At 69.7% G+C, this 21,181-nt stretch carries 12 protein-coding genes and 4 pseudogenes; 4 read left to right on the top strand and 12 right to left on the bottom strand.

The features are described from left to right. Positions 1–183: 183 nt before the first annotated feature. Together OHS71_RS40325 and OHS71_RS40320 are read left to right on the top strand one after the other, a co-directional pair. Positions 184–1,902: a cellulose-binding protein gene (locus OHS71_RS40325; protein WP_328484252.1), complete on the top strand. Its 1,719-nt coding sequence runs from the start codon at positions 184–186 to the stop codon at positions 1,900–1,902. A gap of 881 nt (positions 1,903–2,783) precedes the next feature. Then, positions 2,784–3,146: pseudogene (locus OHS71_RS40320) on the top strand (ATP-binding protein); the annotation flags it as partial. Here the strand turns inward: OHS71_RS40320 and OHS71_RS40315 are convergent. Then, positions 3,147–4,010 carry an LLM class flavin-dependent oxidoreductase gene (locus OHS71_RS40315; protein ID WP_328484251.1) on the bottom strand — a complete coding sequence of 288 codons (864 nt, stop codon included), beginning with the start codon at positions 4,008–4,010 and terminating at the stop codon, positions 3,147–3,149. 824 nt (positions 4,011–4,834) lie between these two features. Between OHS71_RS40315 and OHS71_RS40310 the strand changes: the two genes are divergently transcribed. Beyond that, positions 4,835–6,235, top strand: coding sequence for an isopeptide-forming domain-containing fimbrial protein (locus OHS71_RS40310; RefSeq protein WP_328484250.1), 1,401 nt, complete (start codon positions 4,835–4,837; stop codon positions 6,233–6,235). Positions 6,236–6,444: 209 nt separating this feature from the next. On the opposite strand, the pseudogene OHS71_RS40305 reads toward OHS71_RS40310, so the two are convergent. The 6 genes and pseudogenes from OHS71_RS40305 to OHS71_RS40280 all read right to left on the bottom strand — a co-directional run. Next, positions 6,445–7,167 (bottom strand): annotated as a pseudogene (locus tag OHS71_RS40305) (prenyltransferase/squalene oxidase repeat-containing protein); the annotation flags it as partial. 872 nt (positions 7,168–8,039) lie between these two features. Next, entirely contained in the window at positions 8,040–8,876 is an 837-nt protein-coding gene (locus OHS71_RS40300) for a terpene synthase family protein (protein WP_328484249.1), read from the bottom strand. A gap of 498 nt (positions 8,877–9,374) precedes the next feature. Continuing rightward, a complete protein-coding gene (locus tag OHS71_RS40295; RefSeq protein ID WP_328484806.1) occupies positions 9,375–9,974 on the bottom strand; it encodes an isochorismatase family protein in 600 nt (199 codons plus the stop codon). 204 nt (positions 9,975–10,178) lie between these two features. Beyond that, positions 10,179–10,283, bottom strand: a pseudogene (locus OHS71_RS40290) (HNH endonuclease); the annotation flags it as partial. 448 nt (positions 10,284–10,731) lie between these two features. After that, positions 10,732–11,691 (bottom strand): annotated as a pseudogene (locus OHS71_RS40285) (serine/threonine dehydratase). After that, positions 11,688–12,794, bottom strand: a complete 1,107-nt coding sequence (locus tag OHS71_RS40280; protein WP_328484248.1) for a carbon-nitrogen hydrolase family protein — start codon at positions 12,792–12,794, stop codon at positions 11,688–11,690. The pseudogene OHS71_RS40285 and the gene OHS71_RS40280 overlap by 4 nt, the downstream one beginning before the upstream one ends. An 80-nt stretch (positions 12,795–12,874) precedes the next feature. On the opposite strand from OHS71_RS40280, the gene OHS71_RS40275 reads away from it, so the two are divergent. Further along, positions 12,875–13,822 (top strand): LysR family transcriptional regulator, encoded by a 948-nt coding sequence (locus OHS71_RS40275; RefSeq protein WP_328484247.1) that lies wholly within the window; start codon positions 12,875–12,877, stop codon positions 13,820–13,822. Between the two features lie 365 nt (positions 13,823–14,187). Here OHS71_RS40275 and OHS71_RS40270 read toward each other — a convergent pair whose 3' ends face one another. The 5 genes from OHS71_RS40270 to OHS71_RS40250 all read right to left on the bottom strand — a co-directional run bounded on the left by OHS71_RS40270 (position 14,188) and on the right by OHS71_RS40250 (position 20,881). After that, positions 14,188–14,904 carry a hypothetical protein gene (locus tag OHS71_RS40270; RefSeq protein ID WP_328484246.1) on the bottom strand — a complete coding sequence of 239 codons (717 nt, stop codon included), beginning with the start codon at positions 14,902–14,904 and terminating at the stop codon, positions 14,188–14,190. 140 nt (positions 14,905–15,044) lie between these two features. Continuing rightward, entirely contained in the window at positions 15,045–15,428 is a 384-nt protein-coding gene (locus tag OHS71_RS40265; protein WP_328484245.1) for a RidA family protein, read from the bottom strand. 31 nt (positions 15,429–15,459) lie between these two features. After that, positions 15,460–16,950, bottom strand: coding sequence for a carboxylesterase/lipase family protein (locus OHS71_RS40260; RefSeq protein WP_328484244.1), 1,491 nt, complete (start codon positions 16,948–16,950; stop codon positions 15,460–15,462). A gap of 22 nt (positions 16,951–16,972) precedes the next feature. Then, on the bottom strand, positions 16,973–17,887 hold the full coding sequence (locus OHS71_RS40255) for an MBL fold metallo-hydrolase (RefSeq protein ID WP_328484243.1): 915 nt from the start codon (positions 17,885–17,887) through the stop codon (positions 16,973–16,975). Positions 17,888–18,544: 657 nt separating this feature from the next. Next, positions 18,545–20,881, bottom strand: coding sequence for an FUSC family protein (locus OHS71_RS40250; protein ID WP_328484242.1), 2,337 nt, complete (start codon positions 20,879–20,881; stop codon positions 18,545–18,547). Positions 20,882–21,181 lie beyond the last annotated feature (300 nt).

Genomic DNA, 21,181 nt, shown 5'->3' with positions numbered 1-21,181 from the left:
GATTGAAGCGGCAACCTTTTCGCTCTGGGTGGCCACTTGGGGGGTGTACCGACGAGGGCGAGCCGTGGTCAGCGGCGCTACGCCCTCTGTGTCAACACCCGATCGGAGCCCCACGTGTCACCAGACAACCCGAGATCCGCCGAGCAGCCGATGCCTCGGGGTCGCACGCCCCGCCGTAGCCGGATGCGCCGCCGCTTTGTCGCGGGGGCGGTGGCGGTGCTCGCCGCCTCGGTCGGCGTCGGCGCCCTGGCGCCCAGCGCGGGCGCAGCGCCGACCATCGGCATCCGTGTGGATGCCCGCACCTCCTTGGGCACGGTGCCCAGCAGTGGTGTCGGCCTCAACACGGGCTTCGGCGACGAGCACATGGGGGACGCCAAGGTGACATCGCTGATGAAGGCGGCGGGAGTTCGGCAGCTGCGCTATCCCGGTGGCTCCGGCGCGGACGACTACCACTGGAAGACCCATACCTCCGGCGACGGCAGCGGCTGGATCCCCTCCAACACCAACTTTGATCGCTTCATGGCCACCGCGAAGAAGGTCGGCGCCCAGCCGATCCTGACCGCGAACTACGGTTCCGGCACCCCCCAGGAGGCCGCCGACTGGGTCAAGTACTCCAACGTCGACAAGGGCTACGGCGTGAAGTACTGGGAGATCGGCAACGAGGTATACGGCAACGGGCACTACGGCAACGGCAAGGGCTGGGAAATCGACAATCACGCCGACAAGAGCCCGAGGGAGTACGGGAAGAACCTGGTCGCCTACGCGAAGGCGATGAAGGCCGTGGACCCGACGGTGAAGATCGGAGCGGTGCTCACCACCCCCGGCGGCTGGCCGGACAAGGAGAAGGCTCCCGGTGACAGCGCCGACTGGAACAACACGGTGCTCTCCATCGCGGGAAGCTCGATCGACTTCGTCATCGTCCACTGGTATCCGGGCGGCACCACCACGGCCGACCTGCTGAACACCCCCTCCCGGATCGCCGGTACCACGTCCGAGCTGCGCTCGCTGATCGCCAAGTACGCGGGCTCGCGCGCCGCTTCGGTGGAGATCGCGGTCACCGAGACCGACGGCGTCGGCTCGCCCGCCTTGACCAGCCAGGCCGCGGCCCTGTTCGCGCCGGACACCTACATGACCTGGTTCGAGCAGGGTGCCACCCACGTGGACTGGTGGAACCTGCACAACGGCACGGACCAAGCACCCACCACCGTCAACGGCCAGACCGACTACCAGGACGGGGGCATTCTCTCCGCCGGCACCTGCGCCGGGGGGAAGTGCGAACCGCCGCGCGACACAACCTTCCCCACCTACTGGGGCATCCGCTCGCTGACCTCACTGGCGAAGCCTGGCGACACCATCGTCAAGTCGTCCTCGGGCAACTCGTCGGTCACTGTGCACGCGGTGCGGAACAGCACCGGCGGTCTGAACGTCATGCTGACCAACAAGAGCCCGCAGAACGCGGCGCAGGTGTCGCTCTCGTACGCCGGATTCACCCCGGCCGCAGGGGCGGTCACGACCGTTTCGTACGCCAAGGGAGGCACCGCCCTGACGACGGCGAAGCGGGGCACGGCGGTCGCACAGACGCTGCCGCCGTACTCGATCACGACTCTTCAGCTGAAGCCCGCGCCGGGGACCGCCATAGCTGACAAGCCGACGCCCGCCCCCACGCCGACCGCCCCCACGCCGGTTGTCTCCTCCTCCGGCACGATCGGCACCCGTGCGCAGGGGGGGATCAGCGCGCCCGTCGGCCAGGCGAGCCCGAGCAGCGCGTCCGGCGACCTGGCTTCCACCGGGGCGAGCAACGCTGTTGTCACGTACAGCGCCTTCGGCGGCCTGCTGGTCATCGCTGCTGGCGGCGTGCTGGTGCTTCGCGGACGTCGTCGCAGGGGTTTGCACGGGAAGTGAGACCGCGTGAGTGACTGACGGCCCGGCAGCCACGCCACCCACCCGTGGCGTACGCGCCGGGCCGTCGGCCTCCGCGCCGGCGTCGGCGGTCAGAAAACAAACAAGCGGCAGATCGGCTCCGGGCGCCGGGCAGGCCCTTCGTACGCAAGGACGCGCCCGGCGTCGTGGGCGACGTTCAGCGGCCGGCGGGCTCGGGGTAGCGCTGGCGGCGCCGGTCCCGGTCGTCGACGCCGATCTCGTACAGCACGGCACACCGCGTGGAAACGACACAGGTCATGCCATGACGGCAAGATCACCAACCGCCATCCTGTCCAAGCTGACTCCCGTGCACATCACCCCACTCGCGGGACGTGGTCCCGGCGCACTCGGCAGCAGTGGGGGTGGTGGTGCAAGCGCCCGGCAGCGCCAACCTCCGGCAGCGGGACAGTCAGTGTCTCGGCCGGCGTGAGGTCGCGCCGAAGCGTGCAACGATGCCAACCGCTCTGGGCCGATCAACGGTGGAAGCAGATCACGGCGGCGCATACCGTCGCTCTCAAGGGCACACCAGTCGGCAAGGTCGGGAGATGGCGTGAGCCCCGAGCACCTCCCGCCTACGAAACCCGGGCCTCCCCCGGCATGCAGGAGGCCGCCGAACGTGAAGCGGCGCGCGACCGCACCACCGGGTCGCGCGCCGCCGACTGTCACGCCACCGAGTGATCACCCTGTGGCTGTGCCCTGCGGGAGGGCGGGTGGGTCAGCGACGGAAGTCGCCGTGGCGGTGGTGACCCCAGGACTCCTCGTCGCCGGAGCGGCCGTGGTGGCGGGGCCCCAGGACTCCTCGTCGACGAGACGGCCGCGGTCGGAGCGCAGGGTCGCGGTGTCGCGGTCGTTGTTCCACGAGGTCGTGCATTCTCGCCGAGCTCGCCGGCGGCCACGCCGACCGCACCTGGGATAAGCGCATCCGCGAACTCATCCGCCCTGACCTGCTCATCCTCGACGACTTCGCCATGCGCCAGCTGTCCGCGTCCCAGGCCGACGACCTCTACGAACTCGTCTCCGAACGGCAGGGCCGGTCCCTGATCATCACCAGCAACAGGGCGCCCAGCGACTGGTATCCCCTCTTCCCCAACCCCGTCGTCGCCGAGTCGCTGCTGGACCGGCTGATCAACGCCAGCCAACAGGTCATCATGAACGGCCCCAGCTACCGGACCAACAAGCGCCCCAAGGGACCCAGCGACAAGCCCGGCACACCCGCGAACGGCTGATCAAACCACCGGCGGCCCTGCCTCAATGCGCTGGAGTACTGGAGGCAGGCGGTCCAGGTCTGGGCCGGTCTGGACCTGTCGCTCGTCCCACCAAGTGGCGCCGGCGTCGTGCAGCGGACCGATCACGTCCTTGGCCTTGGCCGCGTCCGGGGGCGTGGCACCGCCGAGCACGAACTCGAAGGGATCCTCCGCCCCAGTTGCACGGTGTTTGCGCACATAGCCGACCAGATCCCGCACCTCGGCCACATCCGGCACATGACCATGCCGGGCCGTCTCGAAGAGCGGCACCACGCCGTCCCACCGCGCTGCCCGCCGCATGGGCGGGCGACGCGGCCAGAACCCGCCGATCCACACCGGTGGACCGGGCCGCTGCACGGTGGCGGGCAGCAGTGTCACGTCTCGGGCCTCGTAGTGCCGGCCGTGGTGGTTCACCGGCTCGCCGGACCAGAAGCGCCTCAACAGCTCCAGTCCCTCCTCCAGCCGCTCGGCGAGGAGGCGTGGCTCGGCGGCGTCGCCGAAGCTGTGGTATTCGTCCTCGATCGGACCGCCCAGACCTGCTGCAAAGATCACCCGGCCGCCGCTGAAGTAGTCCAGGGTGGCCACATGGCGAGCGAGTTGCTGCGGACGGTAACGGGGGACCGGCGTCAGCAGGGTGCCCAGCCGGATCCGGGAGGTCGCCAGCGCAGCCGCGGTCAAGAGCATCCAGGGGTCTCCGAAGGGGCGCCCCTGGTGTTGTCGATGCAGTACGTGGTCCCAGACGAAGAGCCCGTCCCAGCCGGCCTGTTCGGCCGCAGCCGCCACGGTCGCCACGTTACGAGGGTCCGCGAAGTCACCGAAGTTGGGGATGTTGATGGAGAAGCGCATCCCAGCAGGATGCGCATCCGGCCGCGAAGGAGCAATCGGATTCCTGGCCAGGCGGCTTCACAGCAGGCCGCCGACAAGCGCAGGACTACGCATGCTCCATCGGGATCCGCGAACCGCAGCTGGACTTCAAGACTGGCCGCGTCACGAGCAGGGCCCAACTGCTACGGCCGCCACCTCGGCCCGGTGTCGGCGCGCACCCTGACCCGCTCCGCTCCCGTGTACGACACATGCGCCGAATGCGCCCTCCCCATACCGGCCAGCCAGCTCAGCCCGCCGGACCCGCAACCCGATGGTCGTGCTGGCGGGCTTCGCTTTCCTCTTGATCGTGGGCACCTGGAGGGCCGGCGTCCTCCGAACGGAGACCTTCGCTTTCGTCGACCTTCTGCCGCTGCCTGCGCCTACGCCGCTGTCCACACCCGGGCTGCCGCACCCCGTTGATGACCCCCCAGCGCCTCGTACTCGCTGGGGAAGCTGGCCGCTGCTGGGGGGAGCGTCAACCTCACTGGTGGCTGATTCACCCTGAGCGATAGGGAGTTATGGGGAGCAACAGGGACTTTAGGTCATCGCGGGAGTGTGCGGGAGAGAGCTGGGAGGCGTGTGTGGTGAGAGTGGTGGGCCGGCCGCGGCATGAGTGACGGCGTGGCGGGGTCCGCGGGGGCGCTGGCTTCACAAACCTGCCGCTGGAGGTTGGCCGATCCCACCCGCTCATCACTTTGCGTGTTCACGTGAATGCGTTGAGCTACTAGTCGTTTCGGCTCCGCCCCGGGCGCGCAGTGCGCGGCCGGCCAGGAGCGCGTTCCAGAAGCGTCTCGAGGGGAAGAACGATGACCACACCTCCCGCTGCTCCGCTCCGCGTCGCCCTGACCAACGGCAGCTTCGAACAGCCTGCCGTGACCAGTGTGGAGATCCTGCCGGACGCCTCACAGACGCAGGCGGCCAAGCGGGTCCCCGGCTGGCTCACCACCGCCTCCGACCACAAGATCGAGCTGTGGCATTCGGGCTTTCAGGGAGTGGCGGCAGCCGACGGCGTCCAGTTCGCCGAGCTCAACGCGAACGAGGTCTCCACGCTCTACCAAGACCTGCCGACCACGCCCGGCACGAAGCTGTACTGGCGGCTGTACCACCGCGGCCGCCAGGGGGACGACACCATGGCGCTGGACATCGGCGCACCGGGCTCCACAGCGGAGCAGAGGCGCTTCACTGACGGCAACACCGCCTGGGGCTACTACACCGGCACCTACACCGTCCCGGCAGGCCAGACCCTGACACGCTTCGCCTTCCGTTCCATCTCAGCCGCCGGCGGCAACCGCGGCGTCGGCAACTTCCTGGACGGCATCTTCTTCGGCACCGCTCCCTACGTGGAACTCGCCAAGACCGCCATTCCCGCGGGGCCGCTCGAGGTGGGCGACGTCGTCACCTACCGCATCACCGCCAAGAACGAAGGCGGCGGCGGGGCCGAGAACCTCATCCTGAGCGACGTCGTCCCGCAGGGCACGACGTACCTGCCCGGCTCCCTGCGCATCGTCGACGGCCCGAACGCCGGAGCGAAGAGCGACGCGCAAGGGGACGACCAGGCGTACTACGACGCCGCGGCGAACAAGGTCGTCTTCCATCTCGGCAACGGCGCCACCGCCGCGGACGGGGGCAGCCTGCCCAGCACCGAATCCCTGCCGGCAGGGACCACGGTGGAGTACCGGGCCGTCATCGACCGGGCCAGCGGCGGCAAGCAGATCAGCAACACCGCCACCGCCTCCTACGACAACCGGCTCGGCGACACGCCGGAGCCCCTGACGTCCACCTCCAACGAGCAGGTCACCCAGGTCAAGCCGGCCGCCGACCTGACCGTGACGAAGGCAGCCGACGCCACCACCGTCACCGTCGGCCAGACCGTGACCTACCGCATCACCGTCCACAATGCCGGCCCGAACGACGCCACCGGCGTCACCGTCACCGACCAGCTCCCCGACGGCCTCACCTTCCTGTCCACCGAAGGCGCCGGAAGCTACGACCCGGCCACCGGGCAGTGGACCGTGGGCGACCTGGCCGACGGCGCCACCGCCAGCCTCGTACTGCGGGCCAAGGCCACAAAGGCCGGCCTGACCAGCAACACCGCCACCGCCACCGGCAACGAAAAGGACCCCGACACCACCAACAACACCGACACCGTCACCGTCTGCGTCGAACCGGCCCCCTCCTGCTGCGACCCCTGCGCCACCCAGAAGTAGCCCTGCACCGCCGCCGCCGGGAACGCTCCAGGAACCCACCACCGAGCCGTCCCCCAGCAGTTCCGGGGCCGCGCTGCCCCCAGCGGGCGGGCTGGGGGCAGCTTGTGGCGGGCTGAAAACGCACGGCGGTGTTCACCCGTGCCGCCGCTGGTCACCGCGGGTATTCGGCGTGGTGCAGGTTCCAGGCGGCCGGTGAGGTGGCCAAGGGCGAGCAGGGCGAAGACATCGGCGAGCGCGGGGACGGTGAAACCGAACGGGCGGGGTCCGATCGAGTCCGCAATGCTGGGGATCGATCCGTCGGGGCGTTGCTGGGTGAGCAGGTAGGCGGCGCCCCGGGCGGCGGGGCCGGGAGTGTTCTGGGTGCTGAGGGCCGTCAGGGCGTAGGCGGTGCTCAGGGCGTCGCTCGCGTCGCCGTCCTGCTGGCCCCACCCGCCGTCGGCATTTTGTGAATCCGCCAGCAGGTTCACGGCCGTGTCGATGATGCGCTGGGCGGCGCGGCAGGAGCTGATGCGGGGGTGGCGGGAGGCCGCGAGGACGGCGCGGGAGACGGTGTGCAGGCGGCTGCTGCTCCAGTCCGGTGGGAAGGAGCCGTCGGGACGCTGTTGGGAGGCGAGGTAGCTCAGGGCTGATTCGAACGCATGGTGGTAGGCCGTCCCCTGAGTGCTGAGGGCGTTGGCTGCCGCAGCGGTCATGCAGGCTTCCGACGGCGCGCCGGTCAGGTAGGTCGGGAAGCCACCGTCCGCGCCACGCAGAGCGTGCAGCGCGCCCAGTGCGCGGCGCAGCGGTGCGCGGTAGGCGTCGGGGCCGGCGAGGTGGAGGACTTCGATCGCCACCGATGTGCAGTCGACGTCCGTGAGTTGGACGCCGTCGGTGTAGGACCAGCCGCCTGCGGGGTGTTGGAGAGCCGCCAGACGCCGGGCGATGAGGTCCATGACTGGTGCGCCGGCGCCGGCGGCGTGCAGGGCGACGCCGGCCGTGGCGGAGACCCAGGTGTCCTCGTCGCAGATGAACGGCAACCCGCCATCGGGACGCTGGTGCTGCATTGCGGTTCGCACCCCCTCGACGACCAGCGGGTACTGGCCGGGGACGGGTAGCAGGGCGTGCAGTACCGAGAGGTGGATGAGCAGGTTGGCCTCCCAGACGGTTCCGGGCCGCTGCGTGGAGCGCAGCAGTTCCAGGTCGCCTTCGTCGATCAGGCGGTATCCGCGGGCGTGGGCGAGGACCGCTTTGACCGCGGTGACCTGAACGCGCGCCCAGGCATGCAGACGGTGCAGATTGAACGCCTCGGGGGCGGCGGTGATCTCGTCCTCGGTGGGGACGGCGTCCAGGAGCGTCAGGACCGCGTGCAACAGGGCCCGCTTGCGAGGGCCGGTGAAGTCGGGGGCCCGGGTGAGGAACCGTTCCACATCCAGCAGGCCGGCGGGGTCTGGCCTGTGGTGCAGGGCGGCCCGGGCCAGGAGGCGGTCCAGCGGTTCACGAGAGTCGCAGTGCAAGGCCAGGTAGGCGGCCAGGCGGCTGCGCGCGGCAGGTTCCAGGCGGGTTCGCTCCAGGAGCGCAAGCAGCAGTGCGGATTCCAGGACGCGGCTGCGGCACGGACTGTGCAGGATTCCGTCCGGCCGGATCAGGTCCAGCAGATGGGAGCGCAGCCGTGCGGTGGCCGGCGCCAGGCCGGCAGGCAGCGCGGTACGCGGCCAGGGGGGCATAGCCGTGGCCGGGGCAGCGATTCTCATCGGGGGTCCGTTCTCCTGCATCGACGCATCCGGCCTGCCACTGGGTGCGTCCGGTTGGAAGGTTGCCTTCCGTGTCAGGGCTTCAGCCCCGACACGTGGGGGGCGGGCGGCCCGGGATCGGGGGTGAAGCGGGCCGTGCCGGCCAGCCAGCGCAGTGTGGCGGCCATGAACGTCTGCGTCAGGTCCACGTACCGGCACACGTCCTCCGCCCGCTCGGGCGGCACGTCCTGGCCCGTGCGCAGAGCGGTGGCGGCGGAGCGGAAGTCACTGCGGCGTTCGGCGATCATGGCGGCCGCCCGTGCCCGGGCCACGGCCAGGGAGCAGCCGTCCTGCCGAGCGAGGACGGTCATCAGGTTGTCCTGGCCGGCGGCCGCGTCGTCGGCCGCAGAAGCCAGGTCGTTCGTCCATCCCGCGACGTCGGCCAGCGTCCATCGCAGCTCGCGCAGTCGGGCACTGGTCTGCGGACACTCCACCAGCGAGGCGTTACCGGTGCGTTCCAGCACGTCGAGAAGAGGAAGCAGGGTGATCGTGCGGCGGCGCAACCGCACATACGGCTCGAGGGACAGCCGGACACCGTTGCGGCGCAGGGCCGCTTCCTCCTCGGTGGCATCCAGGAAGTCGGTGTAGTCCGCGGTGAAACGCTCCCTCCACCGGGCGGACATCCCCTCAGCCGTGTGCGCGAACAGCTCCCCCAGGACCGCGGCGTGCGGGGCCGTCGCCACAGGAAGCGGCTCACCGTCGGCGGCAAGGGCCGCACGCATCGGCGCGGTGAACTCCTCCACCTCGCCGGGCACCAGCCCCAGGCCGCGCCGGTCGATCAGGTCGTCCACAAGGCAGATGAACACCGCCCACCGGACCGTCAGCGCCACATCCTGCGCGCGGGCCTGCGGCAGAGCCCCTTCAGCGAGCATCTCCAACCTCATCGCGGCAAGCCGCCGCTCCTCCCCCTCATCCACCACCAGTCCCATGGCCCGAGCCCACCGCAGCACCGCCCCGGACCCGGAGCCCACCCAGACTGACTGCCGGTCGTCCATCCCCCCACGGTGACCGAACCAAGGCCCTGCCGGCAGGGACAGGCACCTGAATTGCCCCGTATAGGCGATCACCATCTCTACCCGTCTCTCACAGCGGAGGGCGGCAGCAGAAAGGGCAGCGCCCAAGCGCTTCACCGGCCTGGGGCGCACCGCAGCGGCGTGCTTCGACGGGCGTGACGTGAGCGATCCCTGTCGTGGTGCGCTCTACGGCCCTGTCACGGGCAAAGGGCGGCGTGATCGTCTGCGGCCACCGGCCGTGTGGCCGCACCAGGTAGGCCCCCTTGCCTCGCAGGCAGGCTTCCTGGCCCGGCCGCAGCCCGCGGCAGAGCAGCGGGCCTGCCGGTGGCCGGTGGTCCTGGACGATGTCGCCCGGTGTCAGGACTGTTCCGGTCCCGGCGCCTTGCCGGATACCGCAATACCTGCCTGGCGGAAGTCGTTCACCGCGGCGGCCGTCGTGTGCGGGGCAACTCCGACCGAATAGTCCAGGCGTACCCGTGCGCGGAAGCCGGCCTTCACGGCGTCCAGCGCGGTCGCACGCACGCAGTGGTCCGTGGCGATGCCCACCACGTCGACCTTCTTGACCCCGCGGGCTCGCAGCCAGTCCGCGAGGGGGGTTCCTTCCTCGTCGGCTCCTTCGAAGCCGCTCTTGGAGGCGCTGTGGGCGCCTTTGTAGAAGACGGCGTCGACCTTTCCGCCGGTGACGGCGGGGACGAAGTGGGGATGGAATTCGCTGCCCTCGCCTCCGGCCACGCAGTGGACGGGGAAGCTGTCCTTGAAGTCCGGGGTCTGGGAGAAGTGACCTCCCGGGTCGATGTGATGGTCACGGGTGGCGACGATGTACTGGTAGTCACGTCCCGCGCTCTGCTCCACCAGATCGGCGATCTTGGTCGCGATCCGCGCGCCGCCCGGTACGGGAATACTGCCTCCTTCACAGAAGTCGTTCTGCACGTCCACGACGATCAAGCCTCGGCTCACCATGACCACCCTTCATCACGACGGAACAACCCCCCGCGTTCTACCCGCCCTGCACGCCCCCCGGGGGCCTAGGCCGCCGGGCTCACCCGCACGGCCCAGGGGCTTCACCGCAGGAACGATTCGCACCGGGGCGAAGGCCATGCCGCGCCCGGGGCCGCTGCCCGCGGCCTTACCGCCCGCAGGCGGCGGGCCCGAGCAGGCCGGTTATGCGACTGGCTCGTACGTCACGCTCTGGTCCGGGCACCCGGCCGCCACCTCGCGCAAGGCGGCCACCTCGGCCTCATCAGCCGTGAGGCTCCAGCGGAGCTTCCCAATAGTTGAACCTAATTAGCCTTGTCTGGAACGCACACATCATGGCGACCGGCAAACACCCCCTGACGACGCGTTCACCATCCGATACCCGGAGCTGGAACCCACCTGGAACTTCGATTTCGACGACCACAGCGAAATGACTCACGGACTGCCCCGCTTGGCACCTCTCTCTATGGAGTAAGTCGAAGCTCGCAGGCACAAGGCGAAGTCAAACAGCGGAGGGGTAGGGCTCCCGAACATCACTGTCCGTCACACCATCAGGGCATGAACGCGTCTGCGCTGACGGATACGCGACACCTCAACCGGTGCGCCTACCAGTCCCAAGGTGCAACTCGACGATCACCGGCGCGCCTTCGGGGGCTGACACACCCTTACCGTTCAATCCAGCAGCAATCCCGGCAAGACCCAGGCCAAGCCAATCTCTCGGTACGGCATCGGCTCCTCATCAGCCCAAACTCGACGAGGGTGCTGTGTTGGCTCCTGAGACGACGACGGTGGCCCCGTCCGGGAAGTGTTCGGGGTGGGCGAGCAGCGCGGCGAGAGCGGTGGCTCCGCCGGGTTCGGCCACGATGCGTAGCCGCTGCCACAGGAGTGCGCGGGCGGCGGCGATATCCTCGTCCGCGACGGTGAGGGTCTTCATGCCGAGCGAGAGGCCGACAGCGGTGGCTATGCGGCCCGCCCGGCGGGCACCCAAGCTGTCCACGGCGATCCCGCCGACTTCCACGTCCACTGGTTTCCCTGCCTCCAGCGCTGCTGTGAGCGAGGGCGCTGAGGACGGTTCAGCTGCGGTCACGCGGTTGCGTCCATCCAGCGCCAGGGCGACCCCTGCGTACAGGCCTCCTCCACCGCACCCGACCAGCACGGGCTGCCCCTCCGGTACCTGCTCGGCGAGCTCCAGGCCGAGCGTGCCCTACCCTGCGACCGTCTGCGGGGCGTCGTAGGCGTCGATGTGGAAGGCGCCCTCGTGCCGGGCATGGTCCTGGCTGGCTGCCAGTGCGTCGGCGTAGAAGCCTTCGACGCGGCGCAGGCGTGCGCCGAGGGATTCGATGATGTCGGTCTTGGCCTTGGGTGAGAAGTGGGGCACGAACACGGTGGCGGGCAGGTCCGCTTCGCGCGCCGCCCAGGCCACGGCGGCCCCGTGGTTGCCTCCGGACGCGCAGGAGACGCCGGCGGTCGGGGCGCCGCGTTCCGTGGCGTGCAGGAGGGCGACGGCGTTGGATGCGCCGCGGACTTTGAAGGAGCCGGTGTGCTGGAGGAATTCCAGCTTCAGATTGACGGGGATGGGCACGTCCAGTTCCCCGGCCGCCACCTGTATCACGGGTGTGCGGCGCACTATGTTGCGGATCCGTCTGGCTGCGGACGCGATGTCGTTCGAGGAGGGGATGTTGACGGACTGTGCGTTCATGGGCGGTGTCCAAGGGAGCCGGAAGACCTCTGAGAGAGGATGGACATGTCGGTCGTGTCGTCAGGCGTGGCACGCGACGGGGTGAACGTGTTGGGCAGGTCGGCCGAGGGGGATGCGCTCAGACTGTCGTTGGTCTGTACGGCGCGGCGGACTGTGGTGTCCACGTGGAGGCGGAAGATGTCGGGCCGCGCGTAGTGGCCGACGGGGTCGAAGTCGTAGCGAGCGCGGGTGATCAGTGCCATGTCGAGGTCCGCGGTCAGCAGGACCTCCTGATCCAGGACGGGGCCGGCCAGCACTTCGCCCAGCGGGCCGATGATGCTGCTGCCACCCCGGGAGATGAGTTGCTCCGGGTCGTCGCCGTACGGCGTGGGGTGGTCCGGGGGGAAGTCCCCTACACGCAGGCATTGGTTCGCCGCCAGCACGAAGCATCTGCCTTCCTGGGCGATATGGCGCATGGTCGCGTGGTGGCTATCCCTGCTGTCCGCCGTCGGCGCACAGTACAGTTCAATGCCTTGCGCATACATGGCCATCCGCGTCGCGGGCATCATGTTTTCCCAGCAGATCACGGCCCCGAGCCGGCCGAGCTTCGTAGGGTGCACCTCAAGGGTCGAGCCGTCGCCGAACCCCCAGATCATCCGCTCGGCTCCGGTAGGCATGAGCTTGCGCCGCTTCCCGAGGAAGGCTCCTGTGTCTGAGAAGAACAGGACCGTGCAGTAGAGCGTGCCGTATTCCCGTTCGACGACGCCGATGACCAGGTGTGTGCCGGCCTCGGCCGCCAGTTCGCCCAGGCGGTCCGTGACAGGGCCGGGCACCTCCACGGCGCCGTTCCAATACCGGGCGAACTCCTCTCGTCCGGCAGTGGTTCGGTCGCCCACCACTCCCCCGAACGCCGATCCCTTGGGGTACCCGCCGATGAATGCCTCAGGGAACACCACGAGATCCCGGTTCCGCTCGGCTGCCTCGGACAGCCACCGTTCCACCACACGCAACGTGGCCACCGGATCGAACGGAACCGGGGCGGCCTGCACCACGCCTGCCCGAACGATTCCCGCCCGGCCGGGACCTGCGCCCGGGCTGTTGTAAGTGCTGTCGTCACTGGTCATACCGTGAGAATGCACTGCTTCCACCCTGAAGCCAAGAGCGAGGTTCTTCAACAATCCTGAAGCATCACTACACTGAGAGGATGAATGAACGGCAGTTGCAGATCTTGCGGGAGCTCGGCGAGCTGGGAAGCGTCACCGCGACCGCCGAGGCGCTGTTGATGACTCCCTCTGCAATCTCCCAACAGCTACGGCTGCTGCAACGCTCGATCCCGGTCCCACTCACCGAACGTGACGGACGGCGGTTGGTGCTCACCGATGCCGGGCAAGCCCTGGCCGGTGCGGCGATCGAGGTGGAGACCGCGCTGGCCAGGGCACGGCACACCATTGAGGAGTTCGTCGACCAGCCGGACGCTGATGTGTCGGTAACGGCTTTCCACAGCGCGGCCGCCTCATTCTTCCCACTGCTGCTGCTTGCCCAGGCCGGCCCTGGACGCCCGCGGCTCTCGCTCGCCGACCAGGACGTCGCGCAAGACCATTTCCCGCGGCTGACCCGGGACTACGACCTCGTGCTCGCCCACCGTCTCGACCAAGGGCCACCGTGGCCGACCACGGTCACCGTCGGCACGCTGCTGCGTGAACCGCTCGACATCGCCCTGCCGGCCGACCACCCCTTGGCCGCCAAACGACGCCTCACCCCGCGAGACGTCGCGGATCAACCCTGGATCACCGTCAACGACGGCTTCCCGCTGATGGCCACCATCGACGCCATCGCGACCGCCGCGAACCGCCGGCTCAACATCGTCCATCGCATCAACGAATTCGCGGTGGTCGCCGAAGCCGTAGCCGCCGGAGGCGGCCTGGCCCTGATGCCCCGCTGGACCACACGTCCGCACCCCGCACTGATCCTCAGACCGCTCAGCGGCGTGCACACCCGACGCCATATCGATGTGCTCCACCGCCCTGAACGTGCCGCACGGCGAGCCGTACGGATGGTGCTCACTGAACTGCACCGTGCAGCCGCAACGATCCAGAGCCGAGACGTCGGCGCGGGTTTTGACGCGAAAGAAGCCCTCGCTGACGAAGCCTGAAGCGGCGAGTTGCCATCGGAGATCCGGTCTCGAACGGCGCACGTCACAGACCCATCCGAGGACCCGGTCAGGCCAGTGAAGGTGAAGGGCGGTCCGCTGGCGATTGGCGGCGACCACGTTCTGCGCACGGAATGTTCCGGACTTCTTGCACAATCTCCTCATGCAGCCGCTGCCGGTTCCCTGCCCCGCCGCGGCGAGACCACCATCTCGTGGCGTGACCCGACATCACAGAACCAAATCCGCATCACGGGATAAAACAACGGGAGAAAACGACCTCTCAGGGATTCTTCGACCAGTTGGTGCGGGCCCCGTCGAGTGACCTGCGGGTCAACAGAGTGATGAGTGCCCAGGTCAGATGAGGCTGCTCACAGGTCACATCTCCCGGCGGTGAGTGCGGTGATGGCGCACTCGGCGGCGTGCCGTGCCGCGAGTGCGGAGGGGAAGGGTGCGCAGCTGTGAGAGGCACGGTCGGCCGGTCCGCTGGTGATCCGCCACTGCCAGGCGGCGCATGCGGCGGGCAGTGACGGGTGGTGCCAGACGGGTGCCGCAGCCGGGAGAGCGTTCCGCGCCGTCTGGACCTGCACCTCGTACATCACCCTGTCGCCCGCTGCGGTGGTGGCATACCGCCCGCCGTTGTCGTGGATGGTCCAGTCCAGGGGTGTCGGGGTCGATTCCGATACCTCCAGGAGGGCGTCCGCGAGGTCGGCCATAATCCGGTACAGCGCGGCGCGTACCGCCTCGGTGTGGCCTCGGCCCCAGTGGCACGGGGATCGCGTGGCGACCTCCTGCGCGAGGGTGTGCGCGGCGTGTTCGTCCAGCGGGTCTGCGGCGCCGGGACCTTCTTCGGCCAGGACCGCGGCGGCGCCCCACGAGAGATCGTCTCGGGTCATGGCGGTGGCGCGGGCCAGTTCCCACAGGTCGGCCGGTCCGAGGTCGTCGACCGTGCGCCGGATGCAGAGGACGGCCGTGTCCGACGGGGCCGGGATTTCGGCGTTCAGGAGGCCCGCGCGCACGTATGTGGCCGCGCACACGTCGCCCGGCTCCAGCACGCCCGGCGCCACCGACCCGGCTGCTTGGAGCACCCGTTCGTGGATGCGGCGTACGGGATGGGGCCCGCGGGGAGGTGCCGGTCGTCCGACCAGTGCGCACAGGGCGTCGAGCAGGTGCGTCGGAGGAACCCTCAGGTTGGTGCACGCCCTTGTCAGACGACCGGCCATCGTGATCAGTCGTCCAGTACGGCCAGGGCGTCGATCTCGACGAGCAGTCCCGGCGGAAGCTGCATGTAGACGGTGGTGCGGGCGGGGAAGGGCTCGCCGACGGCTGCCGCGTACGCCTCGTTCATCTCGGCCATGTGGGCGGGGTCGGTGAGGTACACGCGGAGCATCACGACGTCTTCCAGGCCCGCGCCGGCCGCCTTGAGGACGGCGGTGACGTTGCGCAGTACCTGCGCGGTCTGCTCGCCGACCGTGGTGCCGACGACTTCGCCGGTCTTCGGGTCGAATGGGAGCTGCCCGGAGACGTGCAGGACGGGGCCCTTGCGGATGCCCTGGGACAGTGGGGCCGGCAGCGAGGGTGCGTTCTCGGTGGTGATGATGGTTCTGGTCATGGTGTGTCCTTGAGAAGGGTCGGTCGGAGCGTCAGCTCCAGACCTGTCGTTCCTGGCTGCGGGGGTCGTCTACCTGGGTCCACTCCGCGTCGATGCGCATGGTGGCGCGGCGCTCGGTGTCGTACGGGTCCCAGCCTGGGTCGCCGGTCCTGGCGAACCGGATCCAGGCCTCGTGTATGCGAGTGGCGAGGTCCGCGGGGGGCTTGTCGGGGCCGAGCAGGGCGTTGGAGCCGTTCAGTTCGGGCCGTTCCGCGAGGTCGAAGACGAAGGGCAGTTCGACCGCGTGGGTGGCGCCGAGCTCTCCGTCCAGGGCCTTCGAGCGCCAGGCGAACTCGTAGGTGTAGGTGGCGGACTTCGGGTGGGTGGCGTGGGCGCCGGCCAGGGCGCGGCTGCCCGCGCCGAAGAGCGCGTCGGCCATGATGGCCGAGCGCAGTTCCGCGTGGGACGCCTCGGGGCGCGACTTGCGGTACGTCTCGACGAGCTGCGCCGGGTTCGGGTGGGAGCGCGCGGCCGCCTCGTCGACGTCGGCTGCGGTCGAGGTGGCGTACTTGCCGACGGGGACCAGGTAGAGGTTGCCCTCTTCGGTGTTGGTGCCGACGAGCAGGTCGACGTCGGCGCTCAGGCCAGCGGCGACGGATTCGGCAGGCTGGGTGTCGAGGACGAGGCTGAAGGGGCTGAGTCCGATCAGAGGGTCGCCGTGGGTCTCGGTCTGCAAGTCGATGCCCGCGAGCTGGGAGGCGGCCTCGACCAGGCGCTCGTCGGAGATGCCCGCGAAGGCGTCGACGTGGGGCTCGATGTCCAGCGCCTCGGCTGCCGCCTTGGTGACGCGGGCGGCCTGCTCGGTGGTGAACGCGCCCAGGCCGCTGCCGCTCTGGACGATCGCGCGGCGCAAGAGGCCGGCGGCCTGGGGGGTGGCGAGGACGCCGCCGACGATGGTCGCCCCGGCCGACTGGCCGAAGAGCGTGACGTTGTGCGGGTCACCGCCGAAGGCGGCGATGTTCTCGCGCACCCAGCGCAGTGCGGCGACGACGTCGAGCAGGCCGCGGTTGGCGGGTGCGCCGGGGATGTCGAGGAACCCGGCGATGCCGAGCCGGTAGTTGAGGGTGACCAGGACGACGCCGTCGCGGGCGAAGGCGGAGCCGTCGTACATCGTGGACCGGGTCGATCCGGCGACGAATCCGCCGCCGTGGACGAACACCATGACCGGCAGTTCGTCACCGCCGGCGGCGGGCGTGAAGACGTTGACGGTGAGGTAGTCCTCGCCGCGGTTCCAGCCGGTGCCGAAGTAGGGGGTCATGTCCACGTTGCCGAGCTTGCGTTCGGACTGCGGCGCGTTGGGACCCGGCACGGTGGCGTCCCGCACGCCGTCCCACGGCTCGTGGGGCTGGGGCGGTGCGAAGCGGCCGGCGCCGCGTGGCGGGGCGGCGTAGGGGATGTTCAGGAAGGTGAGGGTGTCGCCTTGGCGCAGACCGCGGATGGCTCCCTGAGCGGTGGTTGCGACGGGGTCGGGGTGGTGGTTCACGGTGGTGCCTTTCCGTAGGGGCTCAGGCCTGCTCGGTGTACGGGGCGAAGGGTGCCCAGCCCTTGATGGCGAACTTGTCTCCCTCGCGGACGACTTCGGCGGCGCCGTTGCCGCCGAGGTGCGCGGGGATGACGAGGGCGTTGTTGTCGACCGCCCAGCCCAGGAGCTTGCGGCGGGTGGCGCGGGCTTCGGCGGGGTCCTCGCAGAAGCAGCTGTTGGCGTCGGGCTCGTGGATCTGGACCGGGCTGTGCAGCATGTCGCCGACGAAGAGGGCCCGGTCCGATCCGGACTCCAGCGTCAGCACCGAGGAGCCCGGGGTGTGGCCGGGGGCGAGGTCGAGGCGCAGGCTGCCGTCGATGCGGTGGCTGTCGTCCCAGAGCTGGGTCAGGCCGGCCTCGTGCACGGGGGCGACGCTGTCCTCGAAGACGTTCTGGTTGCCGCGGCCGAGCAGGGGCTTGTGCTCGTTGGCGGGGTTCCAGAAGTCGAAGTCCGCCTTGGGCATGAGGTAGGTGGCGTTGGGGAACGTCGGCACCCAGGTCCGGCCGTCGAGGTAGGTGTTCCAGCCGACGTGGTCGATGTGCAGATGGGTGTTGATCACGATGTCGACGTCCTCGGGGCGGACACCGGCGCGGGCGAGGTTGCCCAGGAAGTCGGTGTTCAGCCGGCTCCACACGGGCGCGTACGGGCGGTCCTTGTGGTTGCCGACGCCGGTGTCGACCAGGATGGTCTTGCCCTCGCTGCGCAGTACCCAGGTCTGGATGGCCGAGTTGACGATCCGGGTCTCGGCGTCCAGGAAGTCCGGAACCAGCCAGGACCGGTGGGCCTCCCACGCCTCCGCCGGGCTCTCCGGGAAGAACGCCTCGGGCGTCATGTCCACAGGACCGAAGTACTCCCAGACACGGGTCAACGTGACATCGCCCAGGGTGATGGTGTCCACGATTCTCTCCAGTTCGATCGGTTCCGCGTGCTCGGGCCGCAGGCGCGGGCGAGACACGGATGAGCGGCTGCTCATGACGGGTACGGGGGTGCCGCGCCCCTGCGGGGCAGTGCACCGGTGGCGCGGTGACCGCGGCCGCGGCGTCTTCGGCTTCGGCTTCGGCGGTTCCACCGCCCGAAGCCGGGTGCGGACATCGGACGGTGGGGTGTTCGCCGGTGGAAACAGGGGCGCCTGGTATGGGCCCGTTCCGTGGACGACCCTGCTCAGCCATGGTGCGGCGCGCGGGGTGTGCGGCGGTATGAGTCACGTGACTGCACCTGGACGCAGAGGGCCTCGCTGCTGGTCCGGAGGCAACGCGAAAGCTGGACGGGCCGTACATGGACTCGTGGCGATGCCCGGCGCCCCTCTGTGCCCTTCCGGGCCGGGTGGGCGGGCGCCCCTGCGACGGGAGGCCGGATCCTGGTCCTTGCCCTGTGCTCTCGGACGAACGGGGTGTTCAGGCCCCCGTGCGGGGGCCCTGCAAGGGCCCATGTACCGCGGTGTACGGGCAGCAGGGCAGGGCCGAACCGGTGGTCGCGGGACTGCGTCAGCCGCTGCGGCCGGTCCTGAGGAAACATGGGAACGGCCTCTGATCACCACCGGCCGGCATCGACGCGCTCAGCAGGCGGCTGCTCGTCCCGGGCTGTTCGCGGTGTCCGCGGCGCCCACTGCATGATCGGCCGGGCAGATCCTGACCGACGGGCGAGTGTGCGCAGCGGTCCATGAGATCGGCGCGGCAACGTCCGCGGCCGGGCTGGGCAGCGAGGGGACCTCACCGCCTGCCGAGGAGGACGCGGTGTGTTCGGCAGCCGGCGCGGCCGGGTCCGAGGCCTGCGTGAGCGCGATCAGGCTCATGTCGAGACGGTCGATGTGGAGCAGCAGGCGCTGCTGCGGCGACAGTCGGCCGCGACGCATACGCGGTTCGTCGGAGAGCAGGGACAGTGCTCTGGTGACCTTGGGGCGTGCCGACGGGGAGGCGGTGCCCGGCCGACGACTCGCGAGGCGAATCAGGTGCGTCATCCTCTCCTGCGTGCGGTCGGCGGCCGCAGCGACGCGGGTGGCGTACTCGTCGTCGTCCTGCGGGAGGCGCCCGGCCACGGCGGCCAGACTCCGTGCGTGGTAGGCCCCGGCTTCCATCAGTTCCAGCAGGTGGCGGGCGCGATCACGACGGCCGCGCTGGGGATTGAGCGGGTGGGTGAGCGGCAGACAGGCTTTACGGAAGGACTCCAGTGCCTGGTCGAGTTCATGGGCCGCGCGTATCAGGCTCGTCGTGGGGTCGGTGCTCAGGCTCTGCGTCGTCGCGTACAGGAGGCGTCTGAGGACCAGCAGGAAGTGGACCAGTTCCTCGTCGCTGGCCCGGCGGACCGTGAGGGGCAGCACCACTACGGTGGCTAGGACGCCGCAGGAGACTCCCAGCGCGGTCTCCTGCACGCGCAGGACGAGCACGTCCGTCGAGAAGGTGTCCAGGAGCGCGAGCAGCATGCTCAGCCCGCCGGTGATGAAGAACGTCACCGCCCAGTAGGCGTCGGACGGGGTGTAGAAGATCCCGAACATGCACACCAGCAGCAGGGCCAGGAGCAGCGGGCCGTACGGTCCGACCAGGGTGGCGAGGCCGTAGCCGAACACCGCGCCGAGGACTGTGCCCGCCAGCCGGCGCACGCTTTGCAGCAGGACTTCGCCGGTGCTCTCGGTGTTGATGAACACGACCCAGGTGGCCATGACGGCCCAGTACCAGTGGTCTGGGGACAACAGGTGACCGCCGAGGATGGACAGCGCGGAGGCGGCGGTCACCTGGAGGGCCTGCCGGGTCGGTCCGTGCTTGCGGTCTTCGGAGTCCGCTTCGCGGTACCGTCTGACTCTGAGAGCCCGTGTCCGCGGTGTGGCGGGCTCGTGTGGAGCCGCCCCGGTCGCCGTCGGGGAGCTGACGTGCGGACCGAGAAGGCGCACGGCTGCGGCGAGTTCGTCGACTGCTTGGAGACAGTCCTGCAACGGCGCGGATGTGGCTGGCAGGACCGCCGGGGCCTCTTCCCGTTCCCGTTCTTGCTGCCGCTGCCGGAGGGCGGTAGCGGTTCCCGGGGTGAGCTGGTGGCCGAGAACTCGGATCTGTGCCGCGAGCTCGTGCCGTGCGGCCGGCTCCGCGAGATCGTCGGCGGCCACTGGTGTACGGGCCGCACGGACCGCGAGTACGGTGAGCCGCTGCGCAGCCACCTCCGCGCGTGAGATTTGCCGCAGGATCTGGCCGTTGGTGGCCTCGTCGACCGCGCGCTCACCGAGAAAGTCCTCGATCAGGAGCACGGCCGCGTGCAGCCTGTCCAGACGGCGCTCCAACGACAGACTCAGTGCGTCGGTGTCCTGCCCGGCGGCAAGCAGAGAGGCCGTGTCCCGCAGGACGTCGCGCAGCCGCACGTCGAAGGTGCGCAGCAGCCGGGCGAGGACACGGGACGCCGTCATGAATCCCGGGCAATAGCAAACCGCCACGACGGCACCGAACGCGACGAGGACAGCCGCACCCATCGGCGGCAGCTGGACCGCTCGTGCCCCGGTGAACTGCGCCAGGAAGAAGCCCATGAAGCCGAAGATGCCCACGCCCTGGCCTCTGGCGCCGTACCGGCGGACGTGGACCGCGATGTAGATCAGAAGCAGGAACACGATCCCCGCCGCGACCGGGTACGGCGTTAGCACGGCTCCTGCGGCCAGGGCCGCGAGAAAGAGCGGAGCCCCGAGTCCCAGCGTGATGAGCTGGTTGCGTGGGTGCAGGTCGCTGACGGCCAGCGAGGTCACCATCGCGGTGAACCCGCCGACCAGCAACGACGTGTCCGACTGTCGCAGGGCCGTCAGGACAGTCAGGGACGCCGCGGCACCGAGGACGGCGCGCAGCGCGGAGGCCAGACGCATCAGCCCGGGATCGAAGGCGGCGAAGCGGTCCCAGAGCAACGCCAGCTTCCTTGCCACCATGGGGGTCTCCGTACATCCTTTCGTGAGCGGACGAGGCGATCGCCGGCCGACAGCGTGAAGCCGTCGGCCGCCATGCCGTCCGCCCGAGGTCCTTCACCGCCGCGGCAAGCCGAGGGCCGATGAGGAAGGGGCACCGGAGGTCCTCGACGGGCCGATGTCTCGTCACCAGTCTCGGTGGGCCGGCGAGCCGGCAGGTATGCGTCAGGTGACTGCTCTCTAAGATGCGGCGCGCCGGGCCCGTGTCGGGTGCCCCGTCCGGCTCGAGCCCGGCGGTCGCGGGCCTCACCGCTCATCGCCCAG

Origin of the sequence: Streptomyces sp. NBC_00377 (assembly GCF_036075115.1) — a bacterium.
Taxonomy (GTDB): Bacteria; Actinomycetota; Actinomycetes; order Streptomycetales; family Streptomycetaceae; genus Streptomyces.
This window is presented reverse-complemented; position numbering and strand designations above follow the sequence as displayed.